Raw genomic sequence first — 24,241 nt, 5'->3', positions numbered from 1 at the left:
TGACATACGACCCGGGCGGACAATAGTGGCGGACGATACCAATCTGTCGAATGTGGGCTCCCGATACGCCCAAGCTCTGTTTGACCTGGCGAGCGACCAGAAGCAGGTTGCCGCGGTCGAAAAGGACCTCCTGTCGCTGAAGTCGGCGATCGCGGAGTCCGCCGACCTGCGGGCCCTGCTGGCCTCGCCGGCGTTCAGCGCCGAGGACAAGGGCAAGGGCCTGGCCGCCATCGCGGCGAAGGCGAAGTTCAACCCGACGACCGTGAAGTTCCTGGGCCTTCTGGCCGCCAACGGCCGCGCCTCGTCGCTGTCCGAGGTGATCGCCGGCTACGCCCAGCTTTCGGCCGCCGCCCGTGGCGCGGTCTCGGCCGAGGTCACCACCGCCGTTCCGCTGAGCGCGGCCCAGGCCAAGGGCGTCGCCCAGGCCCTGCGCCAGGCGCTCGGCAAGGATCCTGAGATTTCGACCCGCGTCGATCCGGCCCTCCTGGGCGGGATCAAGGTGAAGGTCGGTTCCCGTCTGTTCGACGCTTCGCTGAAGTCGAAGCTCGACTCCCTGAAATTCGCCCTGAAGAGAGCGTAAGGCCCATGGATATCCGCGCCGCCGAGATTTCGGCCATCCTCAAGTCGCAGATCGCCAACTTCGGCGCTGAGGCCGACGTTTCCGACGTCGGTTCGGTGCTGAGCGTCGGTGACGGCATCGCCCGGGTCTACGGCCTCGACAACGTCCAGGCCGGCGAAATGGTGGAGTTCCCCTCCGCTGGCGTGAAGGGCATGGCCCTGAACCTCGAGCGCGACAACGTCGGCGTCGTGATCTTCGGCGAAGACCGTTCGATCCGCGAAGGTGATGAAGTCCGCCGCCTCGGCGAGATCGTGGACGTGCCGGTGGGCAAGGGCCTGCTGGGCCGCGTGGTGAACCCGCTGGGTGAGCCGATCGACGGCAAGGGCCCGATCCAGAACGTGGCCGAGCGCCGCCGCGTGGACGTGAAGGCTCCGGGCATCATTCCGCGGAAGTCGGTGCACGAGCCTGTGCAGACCGGCCTGAAGGCCATCGACACCCTGATCCCGATCGGCCGCGGCCAGCGCGAACTGATCATCGGCGACCGCCAGACCGGCAAGACCGCCGTGGCGATCGACACCATCCTGAACCAGAAGTCGGTCAACGCCGGCGGCGACGAGAGCCAGAAGCTCTACTGCATCTACGTCGCGATCGGTCAGAAGCGTTCGACCGTCGCCCAGATCGTGAAGACGCTCGAGGAGCGCGGCGCTCTCGAGTACACGATCATCGTGTCGGCGACCGCCTCCGACCCGGCCCCGCTGCAGTTCCTGGCGCCCTTCGCCGGCTGCGCCATGGGCGAGTGGTTCCGCGACAACGGCATGCACGCCGTGATCATCTATGACGACCTGTCCAAGCAGGCCGTCGCCTATCGCCAGATGTCGCTGCTGCTGCGCCGCCCGCCGGGCCGCGAAGCCTATCCGGGCGACGTGTTCTATCTGCACTCCCGCCTGCTGGAGCGCGCGGCGAAGCTGAACGCCGACAACGGCTCGGGCTCCCTGACCGCGCTGCCGGTCATCGAAACCCAGGCCAACGACGTGTCGGCCTACATCCCGACCAACGTGATCTCGATCACCGACGGCCAGATCTTCCTCGAGACCGACCTGTTCTTCCAGGGTATCCGCCCCGCCGTGAACGTGGGTATCTCGGTGAGCCGCGTGGGCTCATCGGCCCAGATCAAGGCGATGAAGGCCGCCTCGGGCCCGATCAAGGGCGAGCTGGCCCAGTACCGGGAAATGGCCGCCTTCGCGAAGTTCGGCTCGGACCTCGACGCGGCCACCCAGCGCATGCTGGCCCGCGGCGAGCGCCTGACCGAGCTCCTGAAGCAGCCGCAATACGCGCCGCTCGCCGTCGAGGAGCAGGTCGCCGTCGTCTATGCCGGCACCCGCGGCTACCTCGACAAGGTGGCGACCGCCCATGTGGGCCGCTGGGAGCGCGAGCTGCTCTCGTTCCTGCATGCCAAGCATCAGGACCTGCTGGACCAGATCCGGGTCGGCAAGGACCTGGGACCGGTGGAAGATCGTCTGAAGTCGGCCCTGGCCGCCTTCAACGACACCTTCGCCTGAGACCTCGAGCGCTGAGCGGAGACCGCTAGGGCATGGCCAGCCTCAAGGAGATGCGCAATCGGATCGGAAGCGTGAAAGCCACGCAGAAGATCACGAAGGCGATGCAGATGGTCGCTGCGGCCAAGCTGCGGAAGGCGCAGGACGCCGCCCAGAACGCGCGCCCGTACGCCCAGCGGATGGCCTCGGTCATCTCTAACCTGGCGGCCGGCGTGTCTGGTGACGGCGCGCCGAAGCTGCTGGTGGGCACGGGATCGGACCGTCGCCACCTCGTCGTGGTCGCCACCAGCGACCGCGGCCTGGCCGGGGGTTTCAACAGCTCGATCGTCCGTGCGGCGCGCGAGCGGCTCAACGCCCTGGTCGCCGAGGGCAAGGACGTGCGCGTCCTGGTCGTCGGGCGAAAGGCGCGCGACCAGCTCCGCCGGCATTTCGGCGACCGCTATGTCGGCGTCTACGAGGCGGGCGGGAACCCGTCGCTCAGCGTCGCCGAAGAGGTGTCGACCAAGATCCGCGAGCTGTTCGAGGCGGGCGAGGTCGATGTGGTCAGCCTGATCTTCAGCCGCTTCAAGTCGGTGGTCAGCCAGCAGCCGACCGTGCTGCAGCTCATCCCGGCCCAGGTGGCCGACGGCGGCGCTCCGCTCGACCTCAAGGGCGCAGCCTACGAGTACGAGCCCGACGAGGCCGCCATCCTCGAAGAGCTGCTGCCGCGCAACATCACGACCCAGGTCTTCTCGGCGATGCTCGAGAACCAGGCCGGCTTCTTCGCCGCGCAGATGACCGCGATGGACAACGCTACCCGCAACGCCGGCGACATGATCGCCGGCCTCACCCTGAAATATAACCGTCAACGCCAGGCGCAGATCACCAAGGAGCTGATCGAGATCATCTCCGGCGCCGAAGCGCTCTAGGAAGAGAACGACATGTCCGAAGCCGCCGCCAAGCCCGCCCGCAAGGCTCCCGCCAAGAAGCCCGCCGCTCCCAAGGCCGCCGCCACCAAAGCGGTCGCCGCCAAGGGCGTCGCCACCGGCAAGATCGTCCAGGTCATCGGCGCCGTCGTCGACGTTGAGTTCGACGGCCACCTCCCGGCCATCATGAACTCGCTGGAGACGAGCAACACCGACCAGCGGACGGGCGAGCCCTTCCGTCTGGTGCTGGAAGTCGCCCAGCACCTGGGCGAGAACACCGTCCGCACGATTGCCATGGACACCACCGAGGGCCTGACCCGCGGCCAGCCGGTGACCGATACGGGCGCGGCGATCACCGTGCCGGTTGGCCCGGGCACGCTCGGCCGCATCATGAACGTGGTCGGCGAGCCGATCGACGAGGCCGGTCCGATCAAGACCACGACCTTCTCGGAAATCCACCGCGAGGCGCCCTCCTTCGCCGAGCAATCGACCTCGGCCGAAGTGCTGGTCACCGGCATCAAGGTCATCGACCTGATGTGCCCCTACACCAAGGGCGGCAAGATCGGCCTGTTCGGCGGCGCCGGCGTGGGCAAGACCGTGACCATGCAGGAGCTCATCAACAACATCGCCAAGGCCTACGGCGGTTACTCCGTGCTGGCCGGCGTGGGTGAGCGGACCCGCGAGGGGAACGACCTCTACCACGAGATGATCGAGTCCAACGTGAACGTGGACCCGAAGGCGAACAACGGCTCGACCGAAGGCTCCAAGTGCGCCCTCGTGTACGGCCAGATGAACGAGCCCCCGGGCGCCCGCGCCCGCGTCGCCCTGACCGGCCTGACTCAGGCCGAGTACTTCCGCGACGTGGAAGGCAAGGACGTGCTCCTGTTCGTCGACAACATCTTCCGCTTCACCCAGGCGGGCGCCGAGGTGTCGGCGCTTCTGGGCCGCATCCCGTCGGCCGTGGGCTATCAGCCGACGCTCGCCACCGAGATGGGCAACCTGCAGGAGCGGATCACCTCGACCTCGAAGGGTTCGATCACCTCGGTGCAGGCGATCTACGTGCCCGCCGACGACCTGACCGACCCGGCGCCGGCCACCTCGTTCGCCCACCTGGACGCGACGACCGTGCTGAGCCGCGACATCGCCGCCCAGGCCATCTTCCCGGCCGTGGACCCGCTGGACTCCACCAGCCGGATCATGGACCCGCTGGTGATCGGCGAGGAGCACTACACCGTCGCCCGCCGCACCCAGGAAGTCCTGCAGCAGTACAAGCAGCTGAAGGACATCATCGCGATCCTGGGCATGGATGAGCTGTCCGAAGAGGACAAGCTGATCGTGGCCCGCGCCCGGAAGATCCAGCGCTTCCTGTCGCAGCCCTTCCACGTGGCCGAGCAGTTCACCAACACGCCCGGCGCCTTCGTCGAGCTGAAGGACACCATCCGCTCGTTCAAGGCGATCGTCGACGGCGAGTACGACCACCTGCCCGAGCAGGCGTTCTACATGGTCGGCGCGATCGAGGAAGCGGTCGCCAAGGCCGAGCAACTGGCCGCGGAAGCCTAAGGCGCCATGGCCGACAAGCTCCACTTCTCCCTGGTCTCGCCAGAACGCGAACTCTTCGCGGGCCTGGTGGACCAGGTGGACGCCCCGGGCTCCGAAGGTGACTTCGGGGTCCTGGCGAACCACGCGCCGTTCATGACCACCCTCAAAGAGGGTCCGGTGCGCGTCTACAACAACGGTCAAGTGACGACCTACGAGGTCCGTGGCGGTTTTGCCGATGTGACCCCGGAAGGGCTGACGATCCTGGCGGAACACGCGGTCGAAGCCGCCTAACGAGCACGTGAATTCACCGCCGTAAAACGGCCGCCCTGAGGCCTTGCCTAGGGCGCCGTGTTTAAGTTTGATGCGCGGCCGAAGTCAGGGGAAAATTTCATGCGTCTCGTCCTCTCCAGCCTGATCCTCGCCGCGGGCGTCGCCACCGCCGCCCAAGCGCAGGACCCCGCTCCCGCCGCCCAGCCGGCGCCGCCGGCCGCCACCGAGGCCGCGCCGCCTGCGGCCGCGCCCGCTGCGCCGGCCCCCGAGGCCGCGCCCGCGCCGCCCCCGCTCCCCACCAGCGGCTACGGATTCGAGACGATCCAGGTGGTCGAGAAGATCTGCATGCCGATGGTTCGTGGCCAGAAGCTGGATGACATCGCCAAGCCGAACGGTTTCAAGCTGAACAAGCGTGAGCAGAGCTGGAACAAGCCGCTCGGAACCGAGAACAAGGCGTACCAGGTCATTGTCTTCCCGGCGGGTTCGAACAAGACGGTCTGCAACGTCGAGCTGCGCTACCCGGCCACGGCCGCCGAGGAGATCGCCAAGGCGCTCAACATCTGGGCGTTCGTGCATCAGCCGCCGCTGGATCCGACCGCCAACTACACCCAGCCGCAGGATCCTGACGGCCTGAAGCGCGTCCGCCGTTCGTGGGAGTACCTCACGTCCAACCAGTCGGTGGGCCTGAACTTCTCCACGGTCCGCAAGCCGGACGACACCCAGGTCAACGCCAAGTACGACCTGGGCACCCTGCAGTACCAGGAACGCACGTTCTGATGAGCCCGGTCGACGTCGCCGGTTTGGTCGGCGTCGCGCTCATCCTCGTCGCCTACGCCGGTGCAGCGCTCGGGAAGGTCGATCCCGAGCGACCGCTTTCGCTGTGCTGCAACCTGATCGGCGCGTGCCTGATCCTGTGGTCGCTCCTGGCCGGGGACTTCAACCTTTCCGCCACCGTGATGGAGGGAGCCTGGGCGCTCGTCGCGCTGGCCGGGCTCCTGCGCTGGGCCCTGCGGCGCAAGGCCGAAGGCTGAGGCGGCCATGCCGGCGGAGCTCCGCAAGGTCGAGACGGTCTACCAGGGCTACACGACCCTGATGGTCGCCACGCTGAGTGCGGGGGATGGCCAGACCTTCACCCGCGAGATCGAGCATCACGGCCGGGCGGCCTGCGTGCTGCCCTACGATCCCGAACGCCGGACGGCGCTGATGGTCAACCTGCCCCGCGCTCCCGTGATCTGGGCGGGCGGTCCGCCCGAGCTGCTCGAGGCGCCGGCGGGCATGGTCGACAACGAAGACGCCGAGGAGACGGCGATCCGGGAAGCGATGGAGGAATGCGGCGTCCCATTGTCGCGCCTGGATCCGATCGGCTCGCCCTTCTCCTGCCCGGGCGTGTCCAGCGAGCGCGTGGACCTCTTCCTGGCGACCTACTCCGCGGAGGATCGCATCGGGGCCGGCGGCGGGGTCGACACGGAGCGCGAGCTCATCACCGTCGAGGAGGTTCCGCTCGCCCTTCTCTGGACCTGGGTCGAGCAGCGGCGGATCGAAGACCTGAAGTCCCTGGCGCTGATCCTGGCGTTGCGAGTGCGGCGGCCGGACCTGTTCGGCTAGGCCTCCTCGTGGCAGCAGCGCCGACTGGCGAGTGCTAACATAAGGAATTCATAGAACTTTCATTCCGACTCGGCCGAACTGGAGTCCAGCGCGGCCGCTCGGTTGCGACCGCGCGGCGGTTCTACGTTCGCGAGGTCGTTGATGAAAGTGTCGCCCGAATTCCGCAAACAGCTCCAGGGCTACGGCCTGACCACGGCCGAAATCCTCTATCGCATGCCTGATCATCCGGCCCTGCTGCAGAGCTATATCTGGCAGGACTACGACCTCTTTCCCGAGTTCCCGACCCTGCGGAAGTTCCTCGACTTCTGGGCGCGGACCCTCGACGGACCGCTCTTCAAGGTCACGGTGGGCCACAACCGCCTGATCAAGCCCGCGGATCTGAAGGCGATCGGCGCGGAGTTCCGCATCCACTGAGGCGGGGAGGCCTCAGCGGTACTCGTAGTGGCAGCGCCGCTTCTTCTTCGCGTTGCTCTTGGCGATCTCGTGGCCGGCGACCGCGCCGACGCCAGCGCCCAGCAGCGTACCCTCGGTGCGGGCGCCGTTCCCGGCGATCTGGTTGCCGAGGACGCCGCCGGCCACGGCGCCGATGACCGTGCCGGTATTGGCCTTCTTCTTCACGTTCACGGTCTTGCAGACCAGCACGCGCTTGGCCTCGGCAGGAGCGGGCGCGGCCACGAGCGCGAGGCTCGAACAGCCGAACACCAGGGCGGCGATGAGTCGGTTGCGCATGTCTTCCTCGTTGGTGGCTGTCGTGGACGGGCTGCTTAACTCGCGGCGGGCCGACGGGTTTCCCGGGCGCTTGTCGCGAGGCGCCGGCTGGCGGCATGGTGCGCGCCGGGGAAATCTTGGGGGCGTGAGGATTGGCCAGGATCAAAGGCGGCGCGGGGCTCGTCGTCTTCGTCTGCTTCCTGATCGCGGCGGTCGAAGGCTACGACATCCAGGCATTCGGCGTCGCCGCGCCGGGGATGGCGCCTGAATTGGGCCTCGGCCCGTCGCAGATCGGCTGGGCGGCCAGCATCGCCATGGTTGGTCTCGTCATCGGCGCCTTTGGGGGCGGGTGGCTGGCCGACCGGGTGGGGCGCAAGCCGGTGCTGCTGGGCTCGGTGGCGCTGTTCGGGCTGTTCTCCCTCGCGACCGCCGCGGCGCCATCCTACGAAATCCTCCTCTGGGCCAGGTTCGCTACCGGCCTCGGGTTCGGCGGCGCCATGCCCAACCTGATCGCGGTGGCCATGGAGATCAGCCGGCCCGAGCGGCGGACTGCAACGGTCACCGCCATGTTCTGCGGCATGCCGGTGGGGGGCGCCTCGGCGGCGCTGATCGCGCGCCTGGCGGGCGAGGGCCTGGAGTGGCGGACGATCTTTGTCGCCGGCGGCGTCGTGCCGCTGCTGCTGCTCCCCGTGATCCTGCTGCTCCTGCCCGAGACCCGTCCGGAGCCCCATCCGGAGGCCGACAGAAATACCGTCCGCGCCCTGTTCGGCGAAGGTCGCGCCGCCTCCACAGTCCTCGTCTGGGCGGCGTTCATGCTGACGCTCGTGGTGCTGTACCTGGCGCTCAACTGGCTGCCGACCCTCGTGGTGGACAAGGGCCATCCCCCCTCCGAGGGCTTCGCGGCGGCCATGGCCTTCAACGCCGCCGGGGTGGTGGGCTCGCTCACCATGGGCGCCATCAGCGACAGGATGGGCTGGCGTGGTCCCCTGGCGCTCGCCTATCTGGCGCTGGCCGCCGCCATGGCGGGACTGGCCGCCGCCGACGCGCCGGTCGCCATCCTGGCCCTGTCCGCCGCCGCGGGCTTCCTGGTGATGGGCGCCCAGTTCTCGCTCTATGCCGTGGCGCCGATGCTCTATCCGCCGGATTTCCGAGCGGCCGGCGCCGGCGCGGCCGTGGGCGTTGGCCGTCTGGGATCCATCTTCGGGCCGTTGATCGCGGGAGAACTGCGCAGCGCGGGCGCCTCGCCGGGTGAGGTCTTCTTCTCGGTCGCGCCGGTGGCCCTGGCGGCGGCGGCGATCCTCGTGGCGCTCGGCCGCACCACCCGCAGGCTTTCCTGAATCCAGCGAGTTGGCGAAGGGGTGATTTGCGCCCTTGGACGGGGTCCACCTAGGCTGAGGCCAGGGAGGATTCCATGCGGCGCACGTATCCGGTCAGGCGGCTCGTCCTCGCGGCGTTGGCGGGACTTCAGGTTCCGGGCGGTCTGGCCTGGGCCCAGCCCCAGCCGCCGCCCGTCCCCCCGCTGGTCCTTTCGCACATGAACGACCTCGACGCGCGCTGCCGCGCCGCGGGCGGGCGACCCGGCCAGGGCCGCTTCGTCATCGCCCAGGATTTCACGGGTGACGGGCGGCTCGATTATCTCGTCTCCGAGGGTGACTACGCCTGCACCGGGCGCCCGGGCCTCTTCCGCCCCGGTGGGGAGGCGAAAGTCGATATCTATGTCGCCAATGCGCGCGGCCAGGTGCTCCGGGCCTGGTCAGACACCCTGATCGCCTATCGTCTCGTCGCCGGTCGGCCGACCCGGGTGCAGATCGCCAAGCGGGGCCTCGCCTGCGGCGCGGCGGTCGCGCCCAGCGCCCAGTGCGCAGCCCAGCTCGCGTGGAATGGAAGCACCTTCGGCGCCGCGATCTCGGTGGGCGCCGGCGCGGCTGCCGAGACGCCCTCAGCCGCGCCGGCCGCCGCCTCGGCGGGACCAGCGACCGATCCGGATGCGGCGATGCCGGCTTTCCTGGCCAAGTGCCGGCGCGACTACATCGCCCGCGAGGCGTCGGCCACGCGATGGGCCGATCAGCAATGCCGGGACGACTGGAAGCGGATCGTGGACACTGGGCCGGCCGCCGAGGCGCTGCTGGCCGCCCTGCCGGCGCCGGGGCAGCGCCCCACTCTGGCGGACATCCGGAGCCGGGCGACCGGCATCCGCTGGGCGGCCCGCCCGGCGTCCGCGCGCGAGCTGGCCAGCGGCCAGATCGGCGGTCTGACGGTCAGCGTCGAGGGCCGCGGCGCCTCGCCCACGAGCCTTGGCGTTTCCTGGATGAAGGTCGGCGCGGAGATCCCCTATGACGTCCCCGGCGCCCTGCGCGCGCGGGGCGCGACCGTCACGGAAGTCGCCTGCGAGAAACTGGGCACGGGCGAGGGCGCCCGCACCTTCGCGGGCCTGGCGCCCAACAAGGCGCCCTTCGTCCTGACCGTCGACCAGAGGACCGCGCCGACGGGGAACGCGAACAGCTACTACAGCGCCAGCGTCAGCCTCGACGGTCGCGCTGCGCCACGCGGATCGACGGCGGGCTGCGACTTCTAGCCGGGCCCCCGGCGCGCGGCCCCCTACGCGTCGTCGAAGGCTTCCGTCAGGCGGGCAAGCGCGTCTGACAGCGCCAGGAGCGCGGCGGGGTCGAGCGCGTCGGAAATCCGGGAGTTGATCTGGCCAAAGGCCGGCCCCAGCGCCGCCAGCGCGGCCTCGCCCTGGGCCGTCAGCTCGAGGTTCCATGTCCGCCCGTCGACGGGATCGCGCGTGCGCACCAGCAGACCGAGCGTGCTCAGTCGGCCGACCATGGCGGTCATGGCGGATTCGTTGAGCCCGAGCTGGCGCGCGATCGAACGCTGGGTCGCGCCCTCCTGCCCCTTCACGATCGCCAGGACGGCGGCCTGGGCGGTCGTCACGCCGGCGGCGGCCATGACGCGGCGATCGGCCGCCTTCTGCAGGCGATGGGCCGCCATCTGCAGGCGGTGATAGATGCGGAGGTCTGACGGGGTCATCCCCGCTCCATACCGCGCTTGCCCGCCGACGCGCAGTCAGCCATAACTTCACTAGTGAAGTAAATGGAGGGCGGCATGGGCGCGATCGACGTCTGGGCTCAGATCACCACCGAGCGGATGGCCCGGCGGCCGTGGATGGAGACCCTGCTGCGCTGGACGGGCCGGACCGAGCTCGACCTGCAGACGGTGGAATCCACCCTCGCGGCCATGGACCGCGCCGGCGTCGACATCACTCTGCTGTCCGGATGGCACGGGCCAGAGGGCAGCCTGATCTCGAACGACGAGGTGGCGGACTGCGTCGCCCGGGCTCCCGACCGGTTCCGCGGCCTCATGACGGTCGATCTGGAGGCGCCCATGCAGACCGTGCGCGAGATCCGCCGCCTGGCCGACCGGAAGACCTTCGTCGGCGTGCGGGTCGTGCCTTGGCTCTGGGGCCTGCCGCCCAACGACCGGCGCTACTATCCGATCTACGCCGCCTGCATCGACGCCGGCGTGCCCTTCTGCACCCAGATCGGCCATACCGGCCCTCTGCGCCGGTCAGAGACGGGGCGGATGATCCCCTATCTGGAGGAGGTCATGCTCGACTTTCCCGAGCTCGTGGTCGTGGGCGGCCACGTGGGCTTCCCCTTCCTCGACGAGCTGGTGACCATGACCGTGAAGTTCCCGAACTTCCACGTGGACACCTCGGCTTACGCCGCGCACCGCCTGCCCCCCGCCTTCGTGGAGTGGATGAAGGGGCTTGGGCGGGACCGGGTCATGTTTGGCACCAACTGGCCGATGCTCTCGCCCGCCCAGTGCCTCGCCCGGCTCGACGACCTGGGCCTGACGCCCGAGCAGAGGGATGCGTACCTCAGCGGCAATGCGCGGCGGGTGTTCGGGCTCTAGGCTGGGGATTGGTCAGGCGGGATGGGGCCTGTGGAGCTAGGCACGTGGCGGAGAGGGAGGGGCTAACGCCAAGGCGAAATTTTGTTCGCGAAATCAACAGACTGGTAGTCTGTTCGATCTACTCCTGTAGCAAGCCTTGTAGCAGTTCAGCGACTTCGCGCGGGGCACATGTTCATGTTTTGTTCTTGACATACAGTTCCGCTTGAGGCAAAGTGAAGCTTGAGGTGGGCACGTGTGCGCGGCGACGGCCGGGCCACGGACGGGTCTTGAACAACTTGAGGAGAGATCAGGCATGGCTGGGTTCCAGCCGGCTCGCGATGACGTGCGCGCCGAAGGCATTGCGGAATGGATGGAACGGAGGCGCCGCGAGGTCGCGGGGCGAGGACCGGATGCGGAGCTCGCTGGCCGGGCCGCATGGGCTGCCGGCGGCATCACAGACGAACTCCCCTACGCACCAAGGCCTGCCGACGTCGTGACCCTCGGAGCGCGCACGATGCAACGGGGCCGTGGTCGGGAACACAGCTATCCTGCTACCGGCAGCTCGACTTTCAGCGTTGCGCCGGGTCGGACGCCGACGAGTTGGACGTCTGCGCAGGCCCAGGTCCGACCAGTGGCGTATCGGCCGACCTCGAACGCGCAGTCTGCGACGTCGGCTGCGACGGCTGCGCGGGTACCCACCCAAGAAGACGAGATGACGAAGCTCCGGCGCGAGCAAGCGGCCTTCAAGGACGTCGTGCGGGAAGAGTCCGGTCGCAACTGGTGGATGGCGATCCCTGCGCTCGCTCCGATGGCCGTCCCACTGCTGGCCGAAGGCGCTGGGCTCCTCGCTGCCCGTGCTGCCACCTCTCAACTCGGCAGAGCACCCCTGAACCTCTTGGGGCGAGAACCCGGCTTAGCCCCCAAGCCCGCGCCCGCTCGGCCTAGCCCGTCGGCGCGACCCTCTCCCAAGCCTCGCGCGGATGCCGAAGAGAGGGCGATACGCCGGGCGGCCCGGGAACGCTACGCTCGTGCCTACGGCGGCCGAGCCAGCGATTGGGCTGGGCAGGTACACCATCGCGTAGCGCTGCGGTTTCGAAAGCAGTTTCCGAACGCCGATCCTAATCGGCTGGCGAATCTCCAGGCGCTGGAGGAAGAAGCGCATATCGCCGTGACGCAGGCGACTGAGGCGTGGGTGAGGAGCCTAGGTCGAGCGCCGACGCAGGCTGAGGTGATGGCTCACACCATGAGGATGGACAAGCTAATCGAGCCGTACATCCTGAGGGCCGGCGTTCCGCGACCGCCGCCAATCCCCAAACGGTAGCACCGGCCATGGACATCACTGTTTCAGAAGCTTGCCGGACGCTTGAAGCGCGAGGCGCGCTTCGACGGTCACGCAAGGACGATGCGGAAGGGATCATTCAGCAGGTCCGCGAGGTGCTCGGCGGCAAGATGCCGCCCCACCTGGAAGCTCTATACCGCGAGCGCGTCGCGAGCATCGGCGACTTCGCAGCGATACTGCCGAAATGGAACGAGCGTCCGGAATGGCGCCGCGACGGGTCGATTGGAGACCTGCTGCATGTACATGCCGTGCCGATCTTTTCCGACGGGTGTGGGAATTTCTATGGCCTGGATTTAGCTTCCGGACGTCACACGCCCGCGGTCTACTTTTTCGATTCCGAGGACCTGTTCGAGCAGCCGCGTTGGGCGGCGGGATCGTCGCTCGCTAGATTTCTGCTCTTACTCGCAGAGCACGATCAGGCCCTCGACGAGGGAAGGCCGCCGGGATGGGAGCTCTCTATCGATCCGGAAATAGACAAGTGTCCCAGAGCGCCGCCGATTTGGCTCGCCGGGTGACCGACCGTTCCCCTCTCCGCCAATAGGTTATAAGTTATTGATTTAATGGAATAAAGTTTCGATGGCGGAGAGGGAGGGATTCGAACCCTCGATACCCTTGCGAGTATGCCGCATTTCGAGTGCGGTGCTTTCAACCACTCAGCCACCTCTCCGACGGGCTGCACGGCGGGTCGCGAAGGACCGCCGGCTGAGCGAGCGGCGACTACTACTCATCCGGCCGCGATCACGCAACTGCGATCTCGCGCCGCGGCGCGCAGCTCAGCTCAGCGCGGGTAGAGCACCATCTGTGTGCACCGGAAGACGGCCATGGTCTTGCCCGTCGTTTCGTTCACCGCCTCGGCGTCCCAGACCTGGGTCATGCGGCCGCCGTGCAGCAGGCGGGCCTCGCACGCGACCGTCTCGCCCTCCTTGGCGGTGCCCAGGTAGTTGGCCTTGATCTCGATGGTCGTGAAGCCGCTGGCGCCCTCAGGCAGAGAGGCGACGCAGCCATAGCCGCAGGCGCTGTCGACCAGCGCCACCACCGAGGCGGCGTGGAGGAAACCGTTGGCGGCCATGTGCTTGCGGGCCGCCACGAACCGTCCGCGGGCGCGGCCGTTGGCCACCTCTTCCCATTCGATATCGAGTTCGCCGGGCAAGGTGCCCCGCTGACGCTCCTGGAACGCCGCGGCCTGGTTGCCGTCCATCATGCCTCATCCCCCTAGGTCCTTGGACTACCGTTCCGCTTCAAGTGGGAAGCTGACGCCGCGATAGCCAAGGCCGCGGGAGGAGGTGTCAGCCGGTGAAGATCCAGTTCCCCGTGAGGCTGCTCATGGAAACGCCGACGAGCACCACCTGGCCGCCCCCGCCCATGCTGATGATCGTGTCCGCGCCCGACTGGGCCACGGTGTAGGTCGTGCCGGGATCGAGGCGCACGCGGTCGCCCTCGGCCAAGCTGAAGTCCATGACGCGATCGAGGCCGGCGTCGCCGAAGCTGTGGAACTCGTCGGCTCCTGCGCCGCCCCAGACCGTATCGTCGCCCTTGTCGCCCGAGACGTAGTCGTCGCCGCCGCCGCCGCGAACGATGTCGTTGTCCTGGCCGCCCCGCACGATATCGTCGCCCTCGTCGCCATCGCACGTGTCTGCGCCGAGGTTGCCGTAGACGAGGTCATAGGCGTCGCCCCCCGACAGGACGTCGTTGTCCTTGCCACCGACGACCCAGTCTTCACCGAGTCCGCCAGAGGCCGTGTCGGCGCCCATGTTGCCGTTGATGTCGTCGAAGCCCGCGCCACCGAGGATGGAATCGTTGCCTTCATCCCCGCGCAGGTAGTTGGTCCCGTTGCCCCCGTGGATGACGTCGTTGCCCGCGTAGCCGCGCAGGGTGTCGGCGCTGGCCGAACCGACGATGCTGTCCGAGCCGCCGAGGATCGTGCTGCGGGCCGCTTCGTTGTCGTTGGTGTTCACCCACTGCAGGAAGGTGGCGACCGGGGTCGAGAAGTCGGAGACCTCGAAAACCAGGTTCCCATCCAGCGTCTCGCGCCACGCATTGAGCGTGCCGCCCTCGATATCGCCCGAGGCGCCATAGATGAACTGACCCGTGAATTCCTCGACCCAGGGCAGGTCGTTCAGGACCAGGCGGCTCGAGGTGGCGGTGACGACCGTACCCTCGAGCAGGTCGGTGATGCTGAGCGTGTCCACGCTGATGCCGGCGGCGCCGGCGACGAGAAGCGCCATGAGTTCATACCCCCACAAGTTTAGGTGCGTGAGGGTGGGAGAGCTGATGCCCTCTCGCATCCCCAATTTGGGGGAGGAGGGGCGTGTATTTTCGAAGCTTAGTTAATCCGGGCGATCAGTCGAAACTCGACATTTCGCTGTTATTTTTCAGCAACGATCCCAGTTGAGCTTGGCGGTTGCGTCCGGTCTTGGCAAAAATGGCCTTCAGATGCGTTCTTATAGTGCTTTCCGCGACAGAGAATTCTGCCGCGCAGGTCGCCACGGTGCCGCCGTCGATGAGGTGCAGGGCGACCCGGGCCTCCTGCCGGCTCAGGCTCCATCCGTCGCGGAGCTGGCGTTCGCGTCCGGCGTCGGCGCGGGCCATGGCCTCGGTCAGGGCGTCGACGAGGTTCTTGAGATTGGGGTCTCCCGCCGCGAGCGCAGCCTTCAGCCGGGCGGCTATGCTCGGATAGAGGCGAGCGTAGGCCTGGGCCTGTTCGAGCAGGCGCCGGTGGATGTGCGGGTCGTCACTCATGTCTCCAGTCTAGGAGAGAGTCGGCCGCGGTCATGAGCGTAATGCGTCCCACTGGAGTGGCGGCGGTCGGTCGGCTCGATGTGCGGCAGATGGACCGGCCCGAAACCAACCCCCTGAAGACCCTGGCGCGTCGGACGGCCAACCGGACGATGCAGCGGATCGTGACCTCGACCATGCGCGCGACCCTTGCGGCCGAGGCCCGGGGCCCCGAGGCGCTGAGGCAGCACGCCGAGCGCCAGCGGCGGATCCACGCTCGCTTTGATGCGCCGGTGCTGGCGCGCCTGGATGCGGAGGCCATACGCCTCCCGGGCCCTGGCCGCGATCTGCCGCCCCCGCCGGCCCCTGCGGAATGGTTTGCGCCGCGGGCTGCGGAGCCTCGCGGCGTCGTCTTCTACGTCCATGGCGGCTCGTTCGCGGCCGACCGATCGCCACGCATCACCCACCTGGTGGCGCGCTTCGCAGCCGCCGCAGAGGCGCGCGTGTTCGCGCCCAGCTACCGCCTGGCCCCTGAACACCCCTGTCCGGCGGCGGTGGAGGACATCATCGCGGCCTGGGCCTGGCAGGCGCAGACGGCCCCTGACGAACCGGTGGTGGCGCTGGCGGAGTCGGCGGGGGCTGCGATCCTTCTGGCGGCGCTCCAGGCGGCGATCGCCCGGGGCCTGCCGCCGCCCTCGGGCCTCGTGCTGCTGTCGCCCTGGGTCGACCTTTCCCTGCAGAGCTGGTCGGTGACGGCCGCGTCCCTCCTGGGGACCACGCCCTACACCATGGAGAGCTTGGCGCTCATGGCGCGCTTCTACCTGGGCGGCCGGTCCGCGACCGATCCGGTCGCCTCACCCATCTTCGGAGCCTTCGATGGGTTCCCTCCCACCCTCATCCACGCCAGCCGTGGCGACATCCTCTATGACGACGCGGTGCGGCTGGCCGAGGCCATGCGCGAGCGCGGCTGTGACCTGACCGTCCGGCTGTGGTCCGAGGAAACCCATGTGTGGGAGCGGATGCAGACCCCGAAGGCGCGGCAGTCGATCGGACTGGCCGCGGACTTCATCCGCCGCCGGCTCGACGGCGCAACTCTCGGGTGACCCTACGTGCAATTGCCGCGGGGCGCGCCAGCGGCTAAGCCCATACCGGTTGTTCGGGGAGGTCGCATGAGCGTCAAGGGCAAGGCCTATGTGATGGGCGCGTATGAGCATCCGACGCGGGATGCGCCCGACAAGACGACGGCCCAGCTTCATGCGGAGTCCGCCAAGGGCGCCCTGGAGGACGCGGGACTCTCGTTCGACGACGTGGACGCCTACTTCTGCGCCGGCGATGCGCCGGGCTTCGGCGGCATGTCGATGATCGACTACATGGGGCTGAAGAACGTCCGCCACATGGACTCTACCGAGACCGGCGGCTCCTCCTACATCCTGCACGTGGGCCACGCGGCCCAGGCGATCGCGGCGGGCAAGTGCCAGGTGGCGCTGATCACCCTGGCCGGCCGGCCGCGCAACGGCGGCAACCGCCCGGGTCCGAGCGCCCGTCCGGGCCCGACGGGCCTTACCGACGGCGACCCCGGCGCCGGCTTCGAGAACATCTACGGCGGCTCGACGCACAACACCTACGGCATGTGCGCCATGCGTCACATGTACGAGTACGGCACCACCTCGGAGCAACTCGCCTGGATCAAGGTGGCGGCCAGCCACCACGCCCAGTGGAACGAGCACGCCTTCCTCAAGAACGTGGTCACCGTCGAGGAGGTGGTGAACTCGCGGATGATCTCCGACCCGCTGCACCTTCTGGACTGCTGTGTGGTCACCGACGGCGGCGGCGCCCTGGTCGTCACCTCGCCCGAGGTGGCGAGGAGCCTGAACCGGCCGAAGGTCAAGCTGATGGGGGTCGGCGAGGCGCCGAAGGTGCAGCAGGGCGGCAAGCTGGACCTGACCTATTCCGGCGCGGTCTGGTCGGGTCCGCGCGCGTTCGAGGAGGCGGGCGTCACGCCGGCCGACATCAAGTACGCCTCGATCTACGACAGCTTCACCATCACCGTTCTGATGCAGCTCGAAGACCTGGGCTTCTGCAAGAAGGGCGAGGGCGGCAAGTTCGTCGCCGACGGCAACCTGATCTCCGGCATCGGCAAGCTGCCCTTCAACACGGACGGCGGCGGCCTCTGCAACAACCACCCCACCAACCGGGGCGGCATCACCAAGGTGATCGAGGCGGTGCGCCAGCTTCGCGGCGAGGCGCATCCGAAGGTGCAGGTGCCCAACTGCGACCTCGCCATCGCCCACGGCACGGGTGGTTCGCTCGGCGTGCGGCACGGGGCGGCGACGGCGATCTTCGAACGGGAGGCCTGAGAATGTCCGAACTGATGACCCGGCCGGTCCCGGCCCCCGCCGTCACCCTTGAGTCCAAGCCGTTCTTCGACGCGGCGGCCGAGGGCAAATTCCTGATCAAGCGCTGCACGGCCTGCGGCGAGGCCCATTGGTATCCGCGCGCAATGTGCCCGTTCTGCCACTCGGACAAGACCGTCTGGGAGGAGAGCAAGGGCGAGGGCGTGGTCTACAGCTTCTCGATCCTGCGCAAATCCCCGACCGGCCCCTACGCCCTGGCCTACGTCACCCTCGACGAGGGCCCGAACGTGATGACCAACATCGTCGACGTGGCGCCCGACGACCTGAAGATCGGCCAGCGGGTGAAGGTTAAGCTGCAGCCGACCGAGGGCGGCCCGCCCGTGCCGGTGTTCGTGCCGGCCTGACCGACAATATGAGTGGCGTCAGACCGTCGTCGACGACCACTCGCCCTTCATCGCAATTCGGTTGTCGGGGGCGTTCAACCACCGCTCTAGAGGCTATTCGCGCAGGTTGCGCTGAATTGCCCTGAGGTTGAGTGCCGTGCCCGAAGTCCGCGTCGCCGAACGTCTCGTCAACGTCGCGACCGAGGGCGGGCAGCGGCCGGGCGATGTCGCCGTCCTTGCCGGCGGCCGCAGCGTGGCGGCATGGATCGACGACGGCGCCGGCGACATCGCGAAACTGCGGGTATTCGGAGCGGATGGCTCGCCAGAGGGCGGGGAACTCATCCTGGGGGCCGCCAGTGACGTGTCGGTCGCGGCGGTCGGCGCCGGCTTCGTTGCGGTGCGGATCGTCAAGGACGGAGCGCAGCAGTACGAGGTCGTCGCCCAGCGCTACGACGCCATGGGCCAGCCGGAGGGTGCGAGCCAGACCCTCTACTCCCTCGATGTCCGCGGCACGCCCACCTTCGGATTGTCTCCCCGGCACATCGACATCATTCCGCTGGCGGACGGCGGCTACGCCGTGTCCTGGGACACGTCGAGTGGCGATACGAGCGGCCGCGGCTCCTTGTCGGTCCGTCTCGTCGTGGTCGACGCCAATGGAGCCGTGGAGTGGCAGCGTGGCGGTTCGATCGCGAGCGGACGCGGCGGCGGAGCATATGACCCTGAGCTGACGGTCCTGGAGCTGAGCGACGGCTCGCTGATCGAGTCCTGGCGGTTCGTGAACACCGGCATCAGCGACGGGCCTTACACGCCGCCGTTCCAGGGGGGAGCGCACTTTTCTCCATCAGGCGATCGCCTGGCGTCGATCCGGTTCGACACCACGCCCGCAGACGGGCAGCTCGTGGTGTATGGCATCGGCGGCCTTGGGCTTGCCGAGCTCGCCGACGGCCGGATCGGGGTCGCCTGGGCGGCACGCGACGCCGTGTGGTTTTCCGCCTACGACCGGGCGAGCCTGGCTGGGCCGGGCAACGTCCGCACCCCGCCCATCCGCCTCGCCGAGGGGACGTCCCTTCGCGACGTGCAGATGGTCGAACTTCCGGACGGCCGCCTGGTCGTCGGTTGGAGCGCCGGCGGCGATGTGATGGCCCAGGTGCTGACCAGCGCCGGCCAGCTAGACGGCGCCGCATTCCGCCTCGGGACGACGACCGCGGGCGTCCAGGACGACCTGCGCCTCACCGTCAGTCCGGACGGCGTGCTCGCCGCCATGTGGCGGGATGAGAGCGGCATCGGGGGCGATGCGAGCGGGACCGGGGTGAAGGTCGCGCTGACCGCCTTCGAGCTGAACTTCCAGGGCGGGCCCGGGATCGACCGGCTGACCGGCGGGGCCCTGGGCGACCGGCTTACGGGTCTCGCCAACGACGATGTCCTGTTCGGCGGGGGCGGCGCCGACACGCTGGATGGCGGCATGGGCGGCGACAGCCTGTCGGGCGGCGCGGGCGATGACCGCATCGTCGGGGGCCTGAACGTGGACTTCGTCACCTATGCCGACGCGCCGGCCGCGGTGAACGCCGACATCAGCGCCCTGCGCGCAACCGGCGGAGCCGGGAACGACACCCTGATCGACGTCGAGGCGCTGTACGGCTCGGCGTTCAACGACACCTTGACCGGCAACTACCTGTCGAACCTGCTGGTAGGCGGCGCGGGGGACGACACCATCGATCCCTATTCCGGGTCGGACTACCTCGACGGCGGAGCGGGGACCGACACGCTGATCCTCGTGGGTTCGGTGCGCGACTATTTCGTCGCCGGCCTCAACGGCCAGGACGCGCGTCTGATCGGACCTTATGGGACCAGCGAGGTCCACGGCTTCGAGCGGGTCGTCATCGGCGGGCAGTCCCTCTCCTGGGCCGAGTTCACGAACCAGGCGTTCAACGGCCTGCGCTACATCGCCTCGAACACCGACCTGATCGCCTCCATCGGCACGGACGTGGATCGGGCTCGCCAGCATTGGATGAACACCGGCCGGCCGGAGGGGCGAGCCCTCGATACCTTCGATCCGCTGCGCTATGCGGCCTCGAATCCGGACCTGCTGGCCCAGTTCGGCGTCGACGCCCAGGCGCTGGCCCGACACTGGATCACGACCGGGTTCGCGGCCGGCCGCTCAGCGACCAGCTTCGACGCCTTGCAGTATGGCGCGGCCCATGCGGACCTCCTGCGCGCCTTCGGGGCCGACGAGGCCGCCCTGACCCGCCACTACGCCGTCGCCGGCGCGGGTGAGGGCCGAGCGGTGAACGGCTTCGATCCCCTGCTCTATGGCGCGTCGAACGACGACCTGGCGCGGCTGTTTGGAACGGACGCCAACGCGCTCTTCCAGCACTGGATCCGGTCGGGGGCCTATGAGTTCCGCGAGCCGGCCGGCTTCGACAAGGTGGCCTATGTGCTCTCGTACCCGGACCTCGTGAACGCCGGCGTCACGTTCGACACGGCCATCAACCACTGGCTCACGACGGGCGCGGACCAGGGCCTTCGAGGCGACGAACTGTTCGGCCGGGAACAGGTCGGACATGGCGTGACCGGTGGCCTGGCGACCGGCACGCTGAAGAACTTCACGACCTCGGGGCGGCCGAGCGCCGATCGCGACTGGTTCCAGGTGACTGCGGGGCCCGGCGGCTCCCTCCGGATCGACGTGCGCGGGCAGGATTCAGGCGGCGGCACGCTGAGCGATCCGCGCCTCGAGGTCTATGACGCCAATGGCCGGCTGGTCGCCTCGGACGAGGACGGCGGCGTCGGGCGGGACGCCAGCCTGCAACTGTCGGGCATCGTCGCGGGCGGCGCCTACTACGTCGTCGTGCGGTCGGGGGCGGAGTCTGAGGGCACGTATCAGCTTGAAGTCTCGGGCGCCCAGGCGGGCGCGCCGTCGGAGGGCTGGATCGTCTAAAGGAGGCGGCATGGATGTCCGAAAGCCGCCAGCGACTTTCGGCGACCCGCGCTATCTTGCGGAAATGATCCAGTACGCGCTCTTCGACACAGCCATCGGAACGGCCGGCCTTGCCTGGGGCGACGCCGGCCTCGTGGCCGTCCACCTCCCCGAGCCCGACGTCGAGACCGCGCGGCGGGGTTTCCTGCGCCGCTTTCCCGAGGCGGTTGAAGCGACCGCGCCGGCGGGGCTGCGCGCCACCCTCGCTGGAATCCAGGCGCTGATGCGGGGCGAGAAGGCCGACCTGTCGGACGCGCCGCTCGACCTGTCCCGGACGCCAGATTTCCACGTCCGGGTCTATGAGATCGCCCGCGGCATTCCGCCCGGCGAGACCGTGACCTACGGCGAGATCGCCCTGCGCCTCGGCGACAAGATGCTCGCACGCGAAGTGGGCCAGGCCCTGGGCAAGAACCCCTGGCCGATCGTCGTCCCCTGCCATCGGGTGACGGCGGCTGGCGGCAAGGCGGGCGGTTTCTCGGCCCGGGGCGGGGTCAACACGAAGCTGAAGCTGCTGGCGATCGAGGGCGCCAAGGCGGCGGCGCAGGCGGACCTGTTCGCCTCCTGAAGCCCCTCCGCGCCGTATATCCGGCGTGGCGCGGAACTTGCTCTGAACAACGCCACACGAACGGCGTTGAACCTCTATGCGACTTCCACTCCTCATCGGCGCGCTCCTGGCGACCTCGGCCCTGGCGGGCGGTGCGCAGGCCGCCGTCTGCAGAGGCGAGGCGCCGGCGGAAGCGACGATGATCCGGGGTCCGGTGCTGCATGTGCTGGATGGCGAGACCCTGTGCGTGGCGCTCGGCGCCGACCCTTCGATGTGGGTCCCCGTGCGCTTGGCCGACGACCTGGCGAAGGCGTCGACCGCACCGCCCGCGCGCGAGACTCTGATGGCGGCAAGCTTCGGCCAGGACGTCACCTGCCGCATCGTCGGCCGCGACGCCGATGCGCTTCTGGGCGCCTGTGAAGTCGCCGCCGGGCCCGTGAGCGGCCTGGTCCGCAAGGCCAGCACCGTGTCTGCGGGCCGCGACTGGCGCTGACCGCCCCACGGCGCCGTTTCCGTGCAGGCGCGCCCGTGACGTCGACACGTTCCGCGGCGGCCGCTAACACCAGCACATGAGCATCGGCGTGTTCGATTCCGGCGTGGGCGGCCTGACCGTGCACCACCGGCTCGTGGATCGGTTCCCCAAGGCCGACTTCGTCTATCTGGCCGACCAGGCCAACGCCCCGTACGGCGGACGCAGCGGCGAGGAGATCGTCGAGCTGACGAAGGCCGGCTGCGTGCGCCTGTTCGACGAGGGCTGCGACGTGGTCGTCCTCGCCTGCAACACGGCGGCGAGCGTGGCCCTGAGGCGATTGCAGCAGACCTGGCTGCCCGGCTATCGGCGGGAAGTGGGGCGGTCGCTGAACGTGCTCGGCATCGTCGTGCCGACCATCGAGGCCGCCACGGGCCTGCCCTGGGAGCATGAGGCCGAACGGCGCGGCGACAAGGTGGAGAAGCTGGACATCCTTGGCGTCTTCTCCACGCCCGCTACCGCGAAGAGCCGGGTCTACGAGATCGAGATCGACAAGCGCCGACAGGACGTGGCCGTCTTCTCGGAGCCGTGTCCCGAGCTCGCGCGGATGATCGAGCAGAACGCGCCGCGCGCGGAGATCGCCACGGTCATCCAGGGCCACGTGAAGGCGCTGGCGACGCGGATCGGCCGCCATCCCGACCGGGCGATCCTGGGCTGCACGCACTATGAGATCGTGGCCGATCTGTTCCAGGCGGCGTTGCCACCGGGCACGCCGCTGATCCGGCAGCCGGACGCCACCGCAGACGCCCTGGAGCGATACCTCGCGCGGCACCCCGAGTTCGATCCGGGGACGGGCGGCGGCCGCCGCTTTCTCACGACCGGCGAGCCCGGGGCCCAGAACAGCCTGGTGGAGACTTTCTGGGGAGGTCCGCTAAACTTCGAACCGGCCTGACGAAGGGGGACGGCATGAAGGCGGTGATCCCGACGGCGCTCGCCGTCCTGCTGCTGGCGGGCGGGGCCCGCGCTGAGGTGGTGGAGACGGGCCCACAGGGCTTCCGGATCAAGTCGGTGCAACAGATCAAGGCGCCGCCGGCAAAGGTCTACCAGGCGATCGGCGAGATCGGCCGCTGGTGGGATCCCGAGCACACCTATTCCGGCAAGTCCGAGAACCTCTCTATGCCGCTGCAGGCGGGGGCGTGCTGGTGCGAGACCATTCCGGGCGGCGGCAGCGTGCGGCACGGCGCGGTGGTGCTGGCCTGGCCCGAACAGGGCATGATCCGGGCCGATGCGGCGCTGGGGCCCCTGCAGGACGAGGGCGTCAGCGCGGCGCTGTTCTTCCAGATGAAGCCGAAGGACGGCGGGACCGAGCTGACGATCACCTACAATGTCGGGGGCGCGCGCGACTTCGCGCTCAAGGCCGCGCCGGTGGTCGATCAGGTGCTGAACGGCGGCTGGACGCGGCTCAAGCGCTACGTGGAGACCGGCGCGCCATAGGTCCGGGCCGCCGCCGTCGCCAGGGCGTCGTCCAGCCGGGCGCCTTCTGCGTAGGGCGACAGGTCGTCGGTCCTGGGCGTCAGATTCCGAGGGTCGGGCAGAGGGGCGCCGATGCGAGTCTCGACCGGGAACACCCCAAACCACGCGCCCCAGCCTTCGTCGGCCGGAAGGTCGCCGACGCCGGTGTCCTTGATCTTCGCCGACGCCTCCTCGATCTCCATTTCGACGAGCTTCAGGCGGCGCAGCTCGTCGTCGGTTGTCGGGCGCAGCTTGACCGGCCGCCCCGCGTAGAGGCGGTCGACGAAGGCGTCCATGGCGGCGCGGACCTCGGCGATGTCCTCGACCAGCCGGGCGCGGCCAAACGCCATGACCGAGCGATAGTTCACGGAATGGGTGATACCGGACCGGCCGACGACGAAGCCGTCCAGGAAGCTTACGGTCACGCAGACCGGGAGGCCCTGGGCGACCGTTTCCAGCATCCGGCTGGCGGCCGCGCCGTGCCAGTAGAGGCGCCGGCCCTCGCGCCAGTAGGCGGTAGGCGTGACATAGGGCTGGCCGTCGATCACATAGCCGACGTGCGCCATGACCCCGGCGTCGAGCACGCCATAGACGGCCGCCTCGTCATAGGCCGCGCGCTGGGGCCGCCGACGCACCTGGGACCGTGCGGTGGGCGTAAACGCCGCCATTCCGTCGGCCGGGCTCACCGCGGCGGCTCCGGCGCAAAGACGGCGGGGACCCTTGCGACCGTCTGCAGCGGCTCGGCGGTGTCGAGGAACATCGGCAGGCTCGCGACCACCAGCGCGATAGCAACCATGTAGGCCAGCACTGACACGAGGGCGACGCGGCGGGCGTCGGCCAGGGTCGAGGGGGGCTGCGGGCGGGGCGAGGGCATGGGTGTCTCCTTTCCAGCCGCGGAGCTACGCGCTATGTGGT

Annotated in this window: 28 protein-coding genes and 1 tRNA gene; 21 read left to right on the top strand and 8 right to left on the bottom strand. The window is 68.9% G+C overall.

All coding sequences use genetic code 11. The annotated features are described in order from the left end of the window. The first annotated feature begins 25 nt into the window (after positions 1-25). The 9 genes from DJ019_RS16795 to DJ019_RS16750 all read left to right on the top strand — a co-directional run bounded on the left by DJ019_RS16795 (position 26) and on the right by DJ019_RS16750 (position 6,848). Positions 26-580, top strand: coding sequence for a F0F1 ATP synthase subunit delta (locus DJ019_RS16795; RefSeq protein WP_111277221.1), 555 nt, complete (start codon positions 26-28; stop codon positions 578-580). 5 nt (positions 581-585) lie between these two features. Beyond that, entirely contained in the window at positions 586-2,118 is a 1,533-nt protein-coding gene (gene atpA, locus DJ019_RS16790; RefSeq protein WP_111277220.1) for a F0F1 ATP synthase subunit alpha, read from the top strand. A gap of 32 nt (positions 2,119-2,150) precedes the next feature. Then, positions 2,151-3,023, top strand: coding sequence for a F0F1 ATP synthase subunit gamma (locus DJ019_RS16785; RefSeq protein WP_111277219.1), 873 nt, complete (start codon positions 2,151-2,153; stop codon positions 3,021-3,023). 12 nt (positions 3,024-3,035) lie between these two features. Then, on the top strand, positions 3,036-4,580 hold the full coding sequence (gene atpD / locus DJ019_RS16780; protein WP_111277218.1) for a F0F1 ATP synthase subunit beta: 1,545 nt from the start codon (positions 3,036-3,038) through the stop codon (positions 4,578-4,580). Between the two features lie 6 nt (positions 4,581-4,586). Further along, positions 4,587-4,850 (top strand): ATP synthase F1 subunit epsilon, encoded by a 264-nt coding sequence (locus DJ019_RS16775; RefSeq protein WP_111277217.1) that lies wholly within the window; start codon positions 4,587-4,589, stop codon positions 4,848-4,850. 99 nt (positions 4,851-4,949) lie between these two features. Then, the gene (locus DJ019_RS16765; protein WP_165844043.1) at positions 4,950-5,606 is read left to right on the top strand and encodes a hypothetical protein; all 657 of its coding nucleotides are present in this window, start codon (positions 4,950-4,952) and stop codon (positions 5,604-5,606) included. Further along, positions 5,606-5,860 carry a CBU_0592 family membrane protein gene (locus DJ019_RS16760; RefSeq protein WP_111277214.1) on the top strand — a complete coding sequence of 85 codons (255 nt, stop codon included), beginning with the start codon at positions 5,606-5,608 and terminating at the stop codon, positions 5,858-5,860. The genes DJ019_RS16765 and DJ019_RS16760 overlap by 1 nt, the downstream gene beginning before the upstream one ends. A gap of 7 nt (positions 5,861-5,867) precedes the next feature. Beyond that, positions 5,868-6,434 (top strand): NUDIX domain-containing protein, encoded by a 567-nt coding sequence (locus DJ019_RS16755; RefSeq protein WP_111277213.1) that lies wholly within the window; start codon positions 5,868-5,870, stop codon positions 6,432-6,434. Positions 6,435-6,575: 141 nt separating this feature from the next. Next, a complete protein-coding gene (locus DJ019_RS16750; protein ID WP_111277212.1) occupies positions 6,576-6,848 on the top strand; it encodes an usg protein in 273 nt (90 codons plus the stop codon). Between the two features lie 12 nt (positions 6,849-6,860). On the opposite strand, the gene DJ019_RS16745 is transcribed toward DJ019_RS16750, so the two are convergent. Then, a complete protein-coding gene (locus tag DJ019_RS16745) occupies positions 6,861-7,163 on the bottom strand; it encodes a glycine zipper 2TM domain-containing protein (RefSeq protein WP_111277211.1) in 303 nt (100 codons plus the stop codon). Between the two features lie 131 nt (positions 7,164-7,294). On the opposite strand from DJ019_RS16745, the gene DJ019_RS16740 reads away from it, so the two are divergent. Then, positions 7,295-8,479, top strand: coding sequence for an MFS transporter (locus DJ019_RS16740; protein WP_111277210.1), 1,185 nt, complete (start codon positions 7,295-7,297; stop codon positions 8,477-8,479). 74 nt (positions 8,480-8,553) lie between these two features. Beyond that, complete coding sequence (locus tag DJ019_RS16735; protein ID WP_111277209.1) at positions 8,554-9,717, top strand: hypothetical protein; 1,164 nt, start codon at positions 8,554-8,556, stop codon at positions 9,715-9,717. Positions 9,718-9,740: 23 nt separating this feature from the next. Here DJ019_RS16735 and DJ019_RS16730 read toward each other — a convergent pair whose 3' ends face one another. Next, entirely contained in the window at positions 9,741-10,172 is a 432-nt protein-coding gene (locus DJ019_RS16730) for a MarR family winged helix-turn-helix transcriptional regulator (RefSeq protein WP_111277208.1), read from the bottom strand. Between the two features lie 75 nt (positions 10,173-10,247). Here DJ019_RS16730 and DJ019_RS16725 point away from each other — a divergent pair, with 75 nt between their 5' ends. Both DJ019_RS16725 and DJ019_RS16720 read left to right on the top strand, forming a co-directional pair. Further along, on the top strand, positions 10,248-11,057 hold the full coding sequence (locus tag DJ019_RS16725) for an amidohydrolase family protein (protein ID WP_111277207.1): 810 nt from the start codon (positions 10,248-10,250) through the stop codon (positions 11,055-11,057). 1,308 nt (positions 11,058-12,365) lie between these two features. Continuing rightward, on the top strand, positions 12,366-12,890 hold the full coding sequence (locus DJ019_RS16720; RefSeq protein ID WP_111277206.1) for an SMI1/KNR4 family protein: 525 nt from the start codon (positions 12,366-12,368) through the stop codon (positions 12,888-12,890). A gap of 62 nt (positions 12,891-12,952) precedes the next feature. On the opposite strand, the gene DJ019_RS16715 is transcribed toward DJ019_RS16720, so the two are convergent. From DJ019_RS16715 to DJ019_RS16700, 4 genes are all read right to left on the bottom strand, one after another. After that, positions 12,953-13,042: transfer RNA gene (locus DJ019_RS16715), tRNA-Ser, on the bottom strand. A 111-nt stretch (positions 13,043-13,153) separates the two neighbouring features. Next, on the bottom strand, positions 13,154-13,576 hold the full coding sequence (locus DJ019_RS16710; RefSeq protein ID WP_111277205.1) for a PaaI family thioesterase: 423 nt from the start codon (positions 13,574-13,576) through the stop codon (positions 13,154-13,156). An 85-nt stretch (positions 13,577-13,661) separates the two neighbouring features. Continuing rightward, positions 13,662-14,600: a calcium-binding protein gene (locus tag DJ019_RS16705; protein ID WP_111277204.1), complete on the bottom strand. Its 939-nt coding sequence runs from the start codon at positions 14,598-14,600 to the stop codon at positions 13,662-13,664. A gap of 115 nt (positions 14,601-14,715) precedes the next feature. Then, the gene (locus DJ019_RS16700) at positions 14,716-15,114 is read right to left on the bottom strand and encodes a helix-turn-helix transcriptional regulator (protein WP_111277203.1); all 399 of its coding nucleotides are present in this window, start codon (positions 15,112-15,114) and stop codon (positions 14,716-14,718) included. Between the two features lie 41 nt (positions 15,115-15,155). On the opposite strand from DJ019_RS16700, the gene DJ019_RS16695 reads away from it, so the two are divergent. From DJ019_RS16695 to DJ019_RS16660, 8 genes are all read left to right on the top strand, one after another. Then, positions 15,156-16,193: an alpha/beta hydrolase fold domain-containing protein gene (locus DJ019_RS16695; RefSeq protein WP_165844050.1), complete on the top strand. Its 1,038-nt coding sequence runs from the start codon at positions 15,156-15,158 to the stop codon at positions 16,191-16,193. Between the two features lie 66 nt (positions 16,194-16,259). Next, on the top strand, positions 16,260-17,447 hold the full coding sequence (locus DJ019_RS16690) for a thiolase domain-containing protein (RefSeq protein WP_111277201.1): 1,188 nt from the start codon (positions 16,260-16,262) through the stop codon (positions 17,445-17,447). Positions 17,448-17,449: 2 nt separating this feature from the next. Then, positions 17,450-17,848 carry a Zn-ribbon domain-containing OB-fold protein gene (locus DJ019_RS16685; RefSeq protein WP_165844049.1) on the top strand — a complete coding sequence of 133 codons (399 nt, stop codon included), beginning with the start codon at positions 17,450-17,452 and terminating at the stop codon, positions 17,846-17,848. A gap of 136 nt (positions 17,849-17,984) precedes the next feature. After that, positions 17,985-20,762, top strand: coding sequence for a calcium-binding protein (locus tag DJ019_RS16680; RefSeq protein WP_111277200.1), 2,778 nt, complete (start codon positions 17,985-17,987; stop codon positions 20,760-20,762). A gap of 10 nt (positions 20,763-20,772) precedes the next feature. Next, a complete protein-coding gene (locus tag DJ019_RS16675) occupies positions 20,773-21,366 on the top strand; it encodes a methylated-DNA--[protein]-cysteine S-methyltransferase (RefSeq protein WP_338066106.1) in 594 nt (197 codons plus the stop codon). A gap of 76 nt (positions 21,367-21,442) precedes the next feature. Then, positions 21,443-21,838 (top strand): hypothetical protein, encoded by a 396-nt coding sequence (locus tag DJ019_RS16670; RefSeq protein WP_111277199.1) that lies wholly within the window; start codon positions 21,443-21,445, stop codon positions 21,836-21,838. A gap of 76 nt (positions 21,839-21,914) precedes the next feature. Beyond that, positions 21,915-22,766, top strand: coding sequence for a glutamate racemase (locus DJ019_RS16665; RefSeq protein ID WP_111277198.1), 852 nt, complete (start codon positions 21,915-21,917; stop codon positions 22,764-22,766). Positions 22,767-22,780: 14 nt separating this feature from the next. Beyond that, positions 22,781-23,308, top strand: coding sequence for an SRPBCC family protein (locus DJ019_RS16660; RefSeq protein ID WP_111277197.1), 528 nt, complete (start codon positions 22,781-22,783; stop codon positions 23,306-23,308). Here DJ019_RS16660 and DJ019_RS16655 read toward each other — a convergent pair. Then, positions 23,284-24,012, bottom strand: a complete 729-nt coding sequence (locus DJ019_RS16655) for a pyridoxamine 5'-phosphate oxidase family protein (RefSeq protein ID WP_205854191.1) — start codon at positions 24,010-24,012, stop codon at positions 23,284-23,286. The two genes, DJ019_RS16660 and DJ019_RS16655, sit on opposite strands and share 25 nt — an antisense overlap. Then, positions 24,009-24,200 (bottom strand): hypothetical protein, encoded by a 192-nt coding sequence (locus tag DJ019_RS16650; RefSeq protein WP_111277195.1) that lies wholly within the window; start codon positions 24,198-24,200, stop codon positions 24,009-24,011. Before DJ019_RS16650 ends, DJ019_RS16655 begins: the two co-directional genes overlap by 4 nt. Positions 24,201-24,241 lie beyond the last annotated feature (41 nt).

It is taken from the genome of Phenylobacterium kunshanense (assembly GCF_003254525.1).
In the GTDB taxonomy this organism is placed as follows: domain Bacteria; phylum Pseudomonadota; class Alphaproteobacteria; order Caulobacterales; family Caulobacteraceae; genus Phenylobacterium; species Phenylobacterium kunshanense.
This window is presented reverse-complemented; position numbering and strand designations above follow the sequence as displayed.

Bases quoted from the DNA above. Each gene is read 5' to 3' on its own strand.
- atpA (WP_111277220.1), top strand. From the start codon at position 586: ATGGATATCCGCGCCGCCGAGATTTCGGCCATCCTCAAGTCGCAGATC.
- DJ019_RS16785 (WP_111277219.1), top strand. From the start codon at position 2,151: ATGGCCAGCCTCAAGGAGATGCGCAATCGGATCGGAAGCGTGAAAGCC.
- atpD (WP_111277218.1), top strand. From the start codon at position 3,036: ATGTCCGAAGCCGCCGCCAAGCCCGCCCGCAAGGCTCCCGCCAAGAAG.
- DJ019_RS16775 (WP_111277217.1), top strand. From the start codon at position 4,587: ATGGCCGACAAGCTCCACTTCTCCCTGGTCTCGCCAGAACGCGAACTC.
- DJ019_RS16765 (WP_165844043.1), top strand. From the start codon at position 4,950: ATGCGTCTCGTCCTCTCCAGCCTGATCCTCGCCGCGGGCGTCGCCACC.
- DJ019_RS16760 (WP_111277214.1), top strand. From the start codon at position 5,606: ATGAGCCCGGTCGACGTCGCCGGTTTGGTCGGCGTCGCGCTCATCCTC.
- DJ019_RS16755 (WP_111277213.1), top strand. From the start codon at position 5,868: ATGCCGGCGGAGCTCCGCAAGGTCGAGACGGTCTACCAGGGCTACACG.
- DJ019_RS16750 (WP_111277212.1), top strand. From the start codon at position 6,576: ATGAAAGTGTCGCCCGAATTCCGCAAACAGCTCCAGGGCTACGGCCTG.
- DJ019_RS16745 (WP_111277211.1), bottom strand. From the start codon at position 7,163: ATGCGCAACCGACTCATCGCCGCCCTGGTGTTCGGCTGTTCGAGCCTC.
- DJ019_RS16735 (WP_111277209.1), top strand. From the start codon at position 8,554: ATGCGGCGCACGTATCCGGTCAGGCGGCTCGTCCTCGCGGCGTTGGCG.
- DJ019_RS16730 (WP_111277208.1), bottom strand. From the start codon at position 10,172: ATGACCCCGTCAGACCTCCGCATCTATCACCGCCTGCAGATGGCGGCC.
- DJ019_RS16725 (WP_111277207.1), top strand. From the start codon at position 10,248: ATGGGCGCGATCGACGTCTGGGCTCAGATCACCACCGAGCGGATGGCC.
- DJ019_RS16720 (WP_111277206.1), top strand. From the start codon at position 12,366: ATGGACATCACTGTTTCAGAAGCTTGCCGGACGCTTGAAGCGCGAGGC.
- DJ019_RS16710 (WP_111277205.1), bottom strand. From the start codon at position 13,576: ATGATGGACGGCAACCAGGCCGCGGCGTTCCAGGAGCGTCAGCGGGGC.
- DJ019_RS16705 (WP_111277204.1), bottom strand. From the start codon at position 14,600: ATGGCGCTTCTCGTCGCCGGCGCCGCCGGCATCAGCGTGGACACGCTC.
- DJ019_RS16700 (WP_111277203.1), bottom strand. From the start codon at position 15,114: ATGAGTGACGACCCGCACATCCACCGGCGCCTGCTCGAACAGGCCCAG.
- DJ019_RS16695 (WP_165844050.1), top strand. From the start codon at position 15,156: ATGCGTCCCACTGGAGTGGCGGCGGTCGGTCGGCTCGATGTGCGGCAG.
- DJ019_RS16690 (WP_111277201.1), top strand. From the start codon at position 16,260: ATGAGCGTCAAGGGCAAGGCCTATGTGATGGGCGCGTATGAGCATCCG.
- DJ019_RS16685 (WP_165844049.1), top strand. From the start codon at position 17,450: ATGTCCGAACTGATGACCCGGCCGGTCCCGGCCCCCGCCGTCACCCTT.
- DJ019_RS16675 (WP_338066106.1), top strand. From the start codon at position 20,773: ATGGATGTCCGAAAGCCGCCAGCGACTTTCGGCGACCCGCGCTATCTT.
- DJ019_RS16670 (WP_111277199.1), top strand. From the start codon at position 21,443: ATGCGACTTCCACTCCTCATCGGCGCGCTCCTGGCGACCTCGGCCCTG.
- DJ019_RS16665 (WP_111277198.1), top strand. From the start codon at position 21,915: ATGAGCATCGGCGTGTTCGATTCCGGCGTGGGCGGCCTGACCGTGCAC.
- DJ019_RS16660 (WP_111277197.1), top strand. From the start codon at position 22,781: ATGAAGGCGGTGATCCCGACGGCGCTCGCCGTCCTGCTGCTGGCGGGC.
- DJ019_RS16650 (WP_111277195.1), bottom strand. From the start codon at position 24,200: ATGCCCTCGCCCCGCCCGCAGCCCCCCTCGACCCTGGCCGACGCCCGC.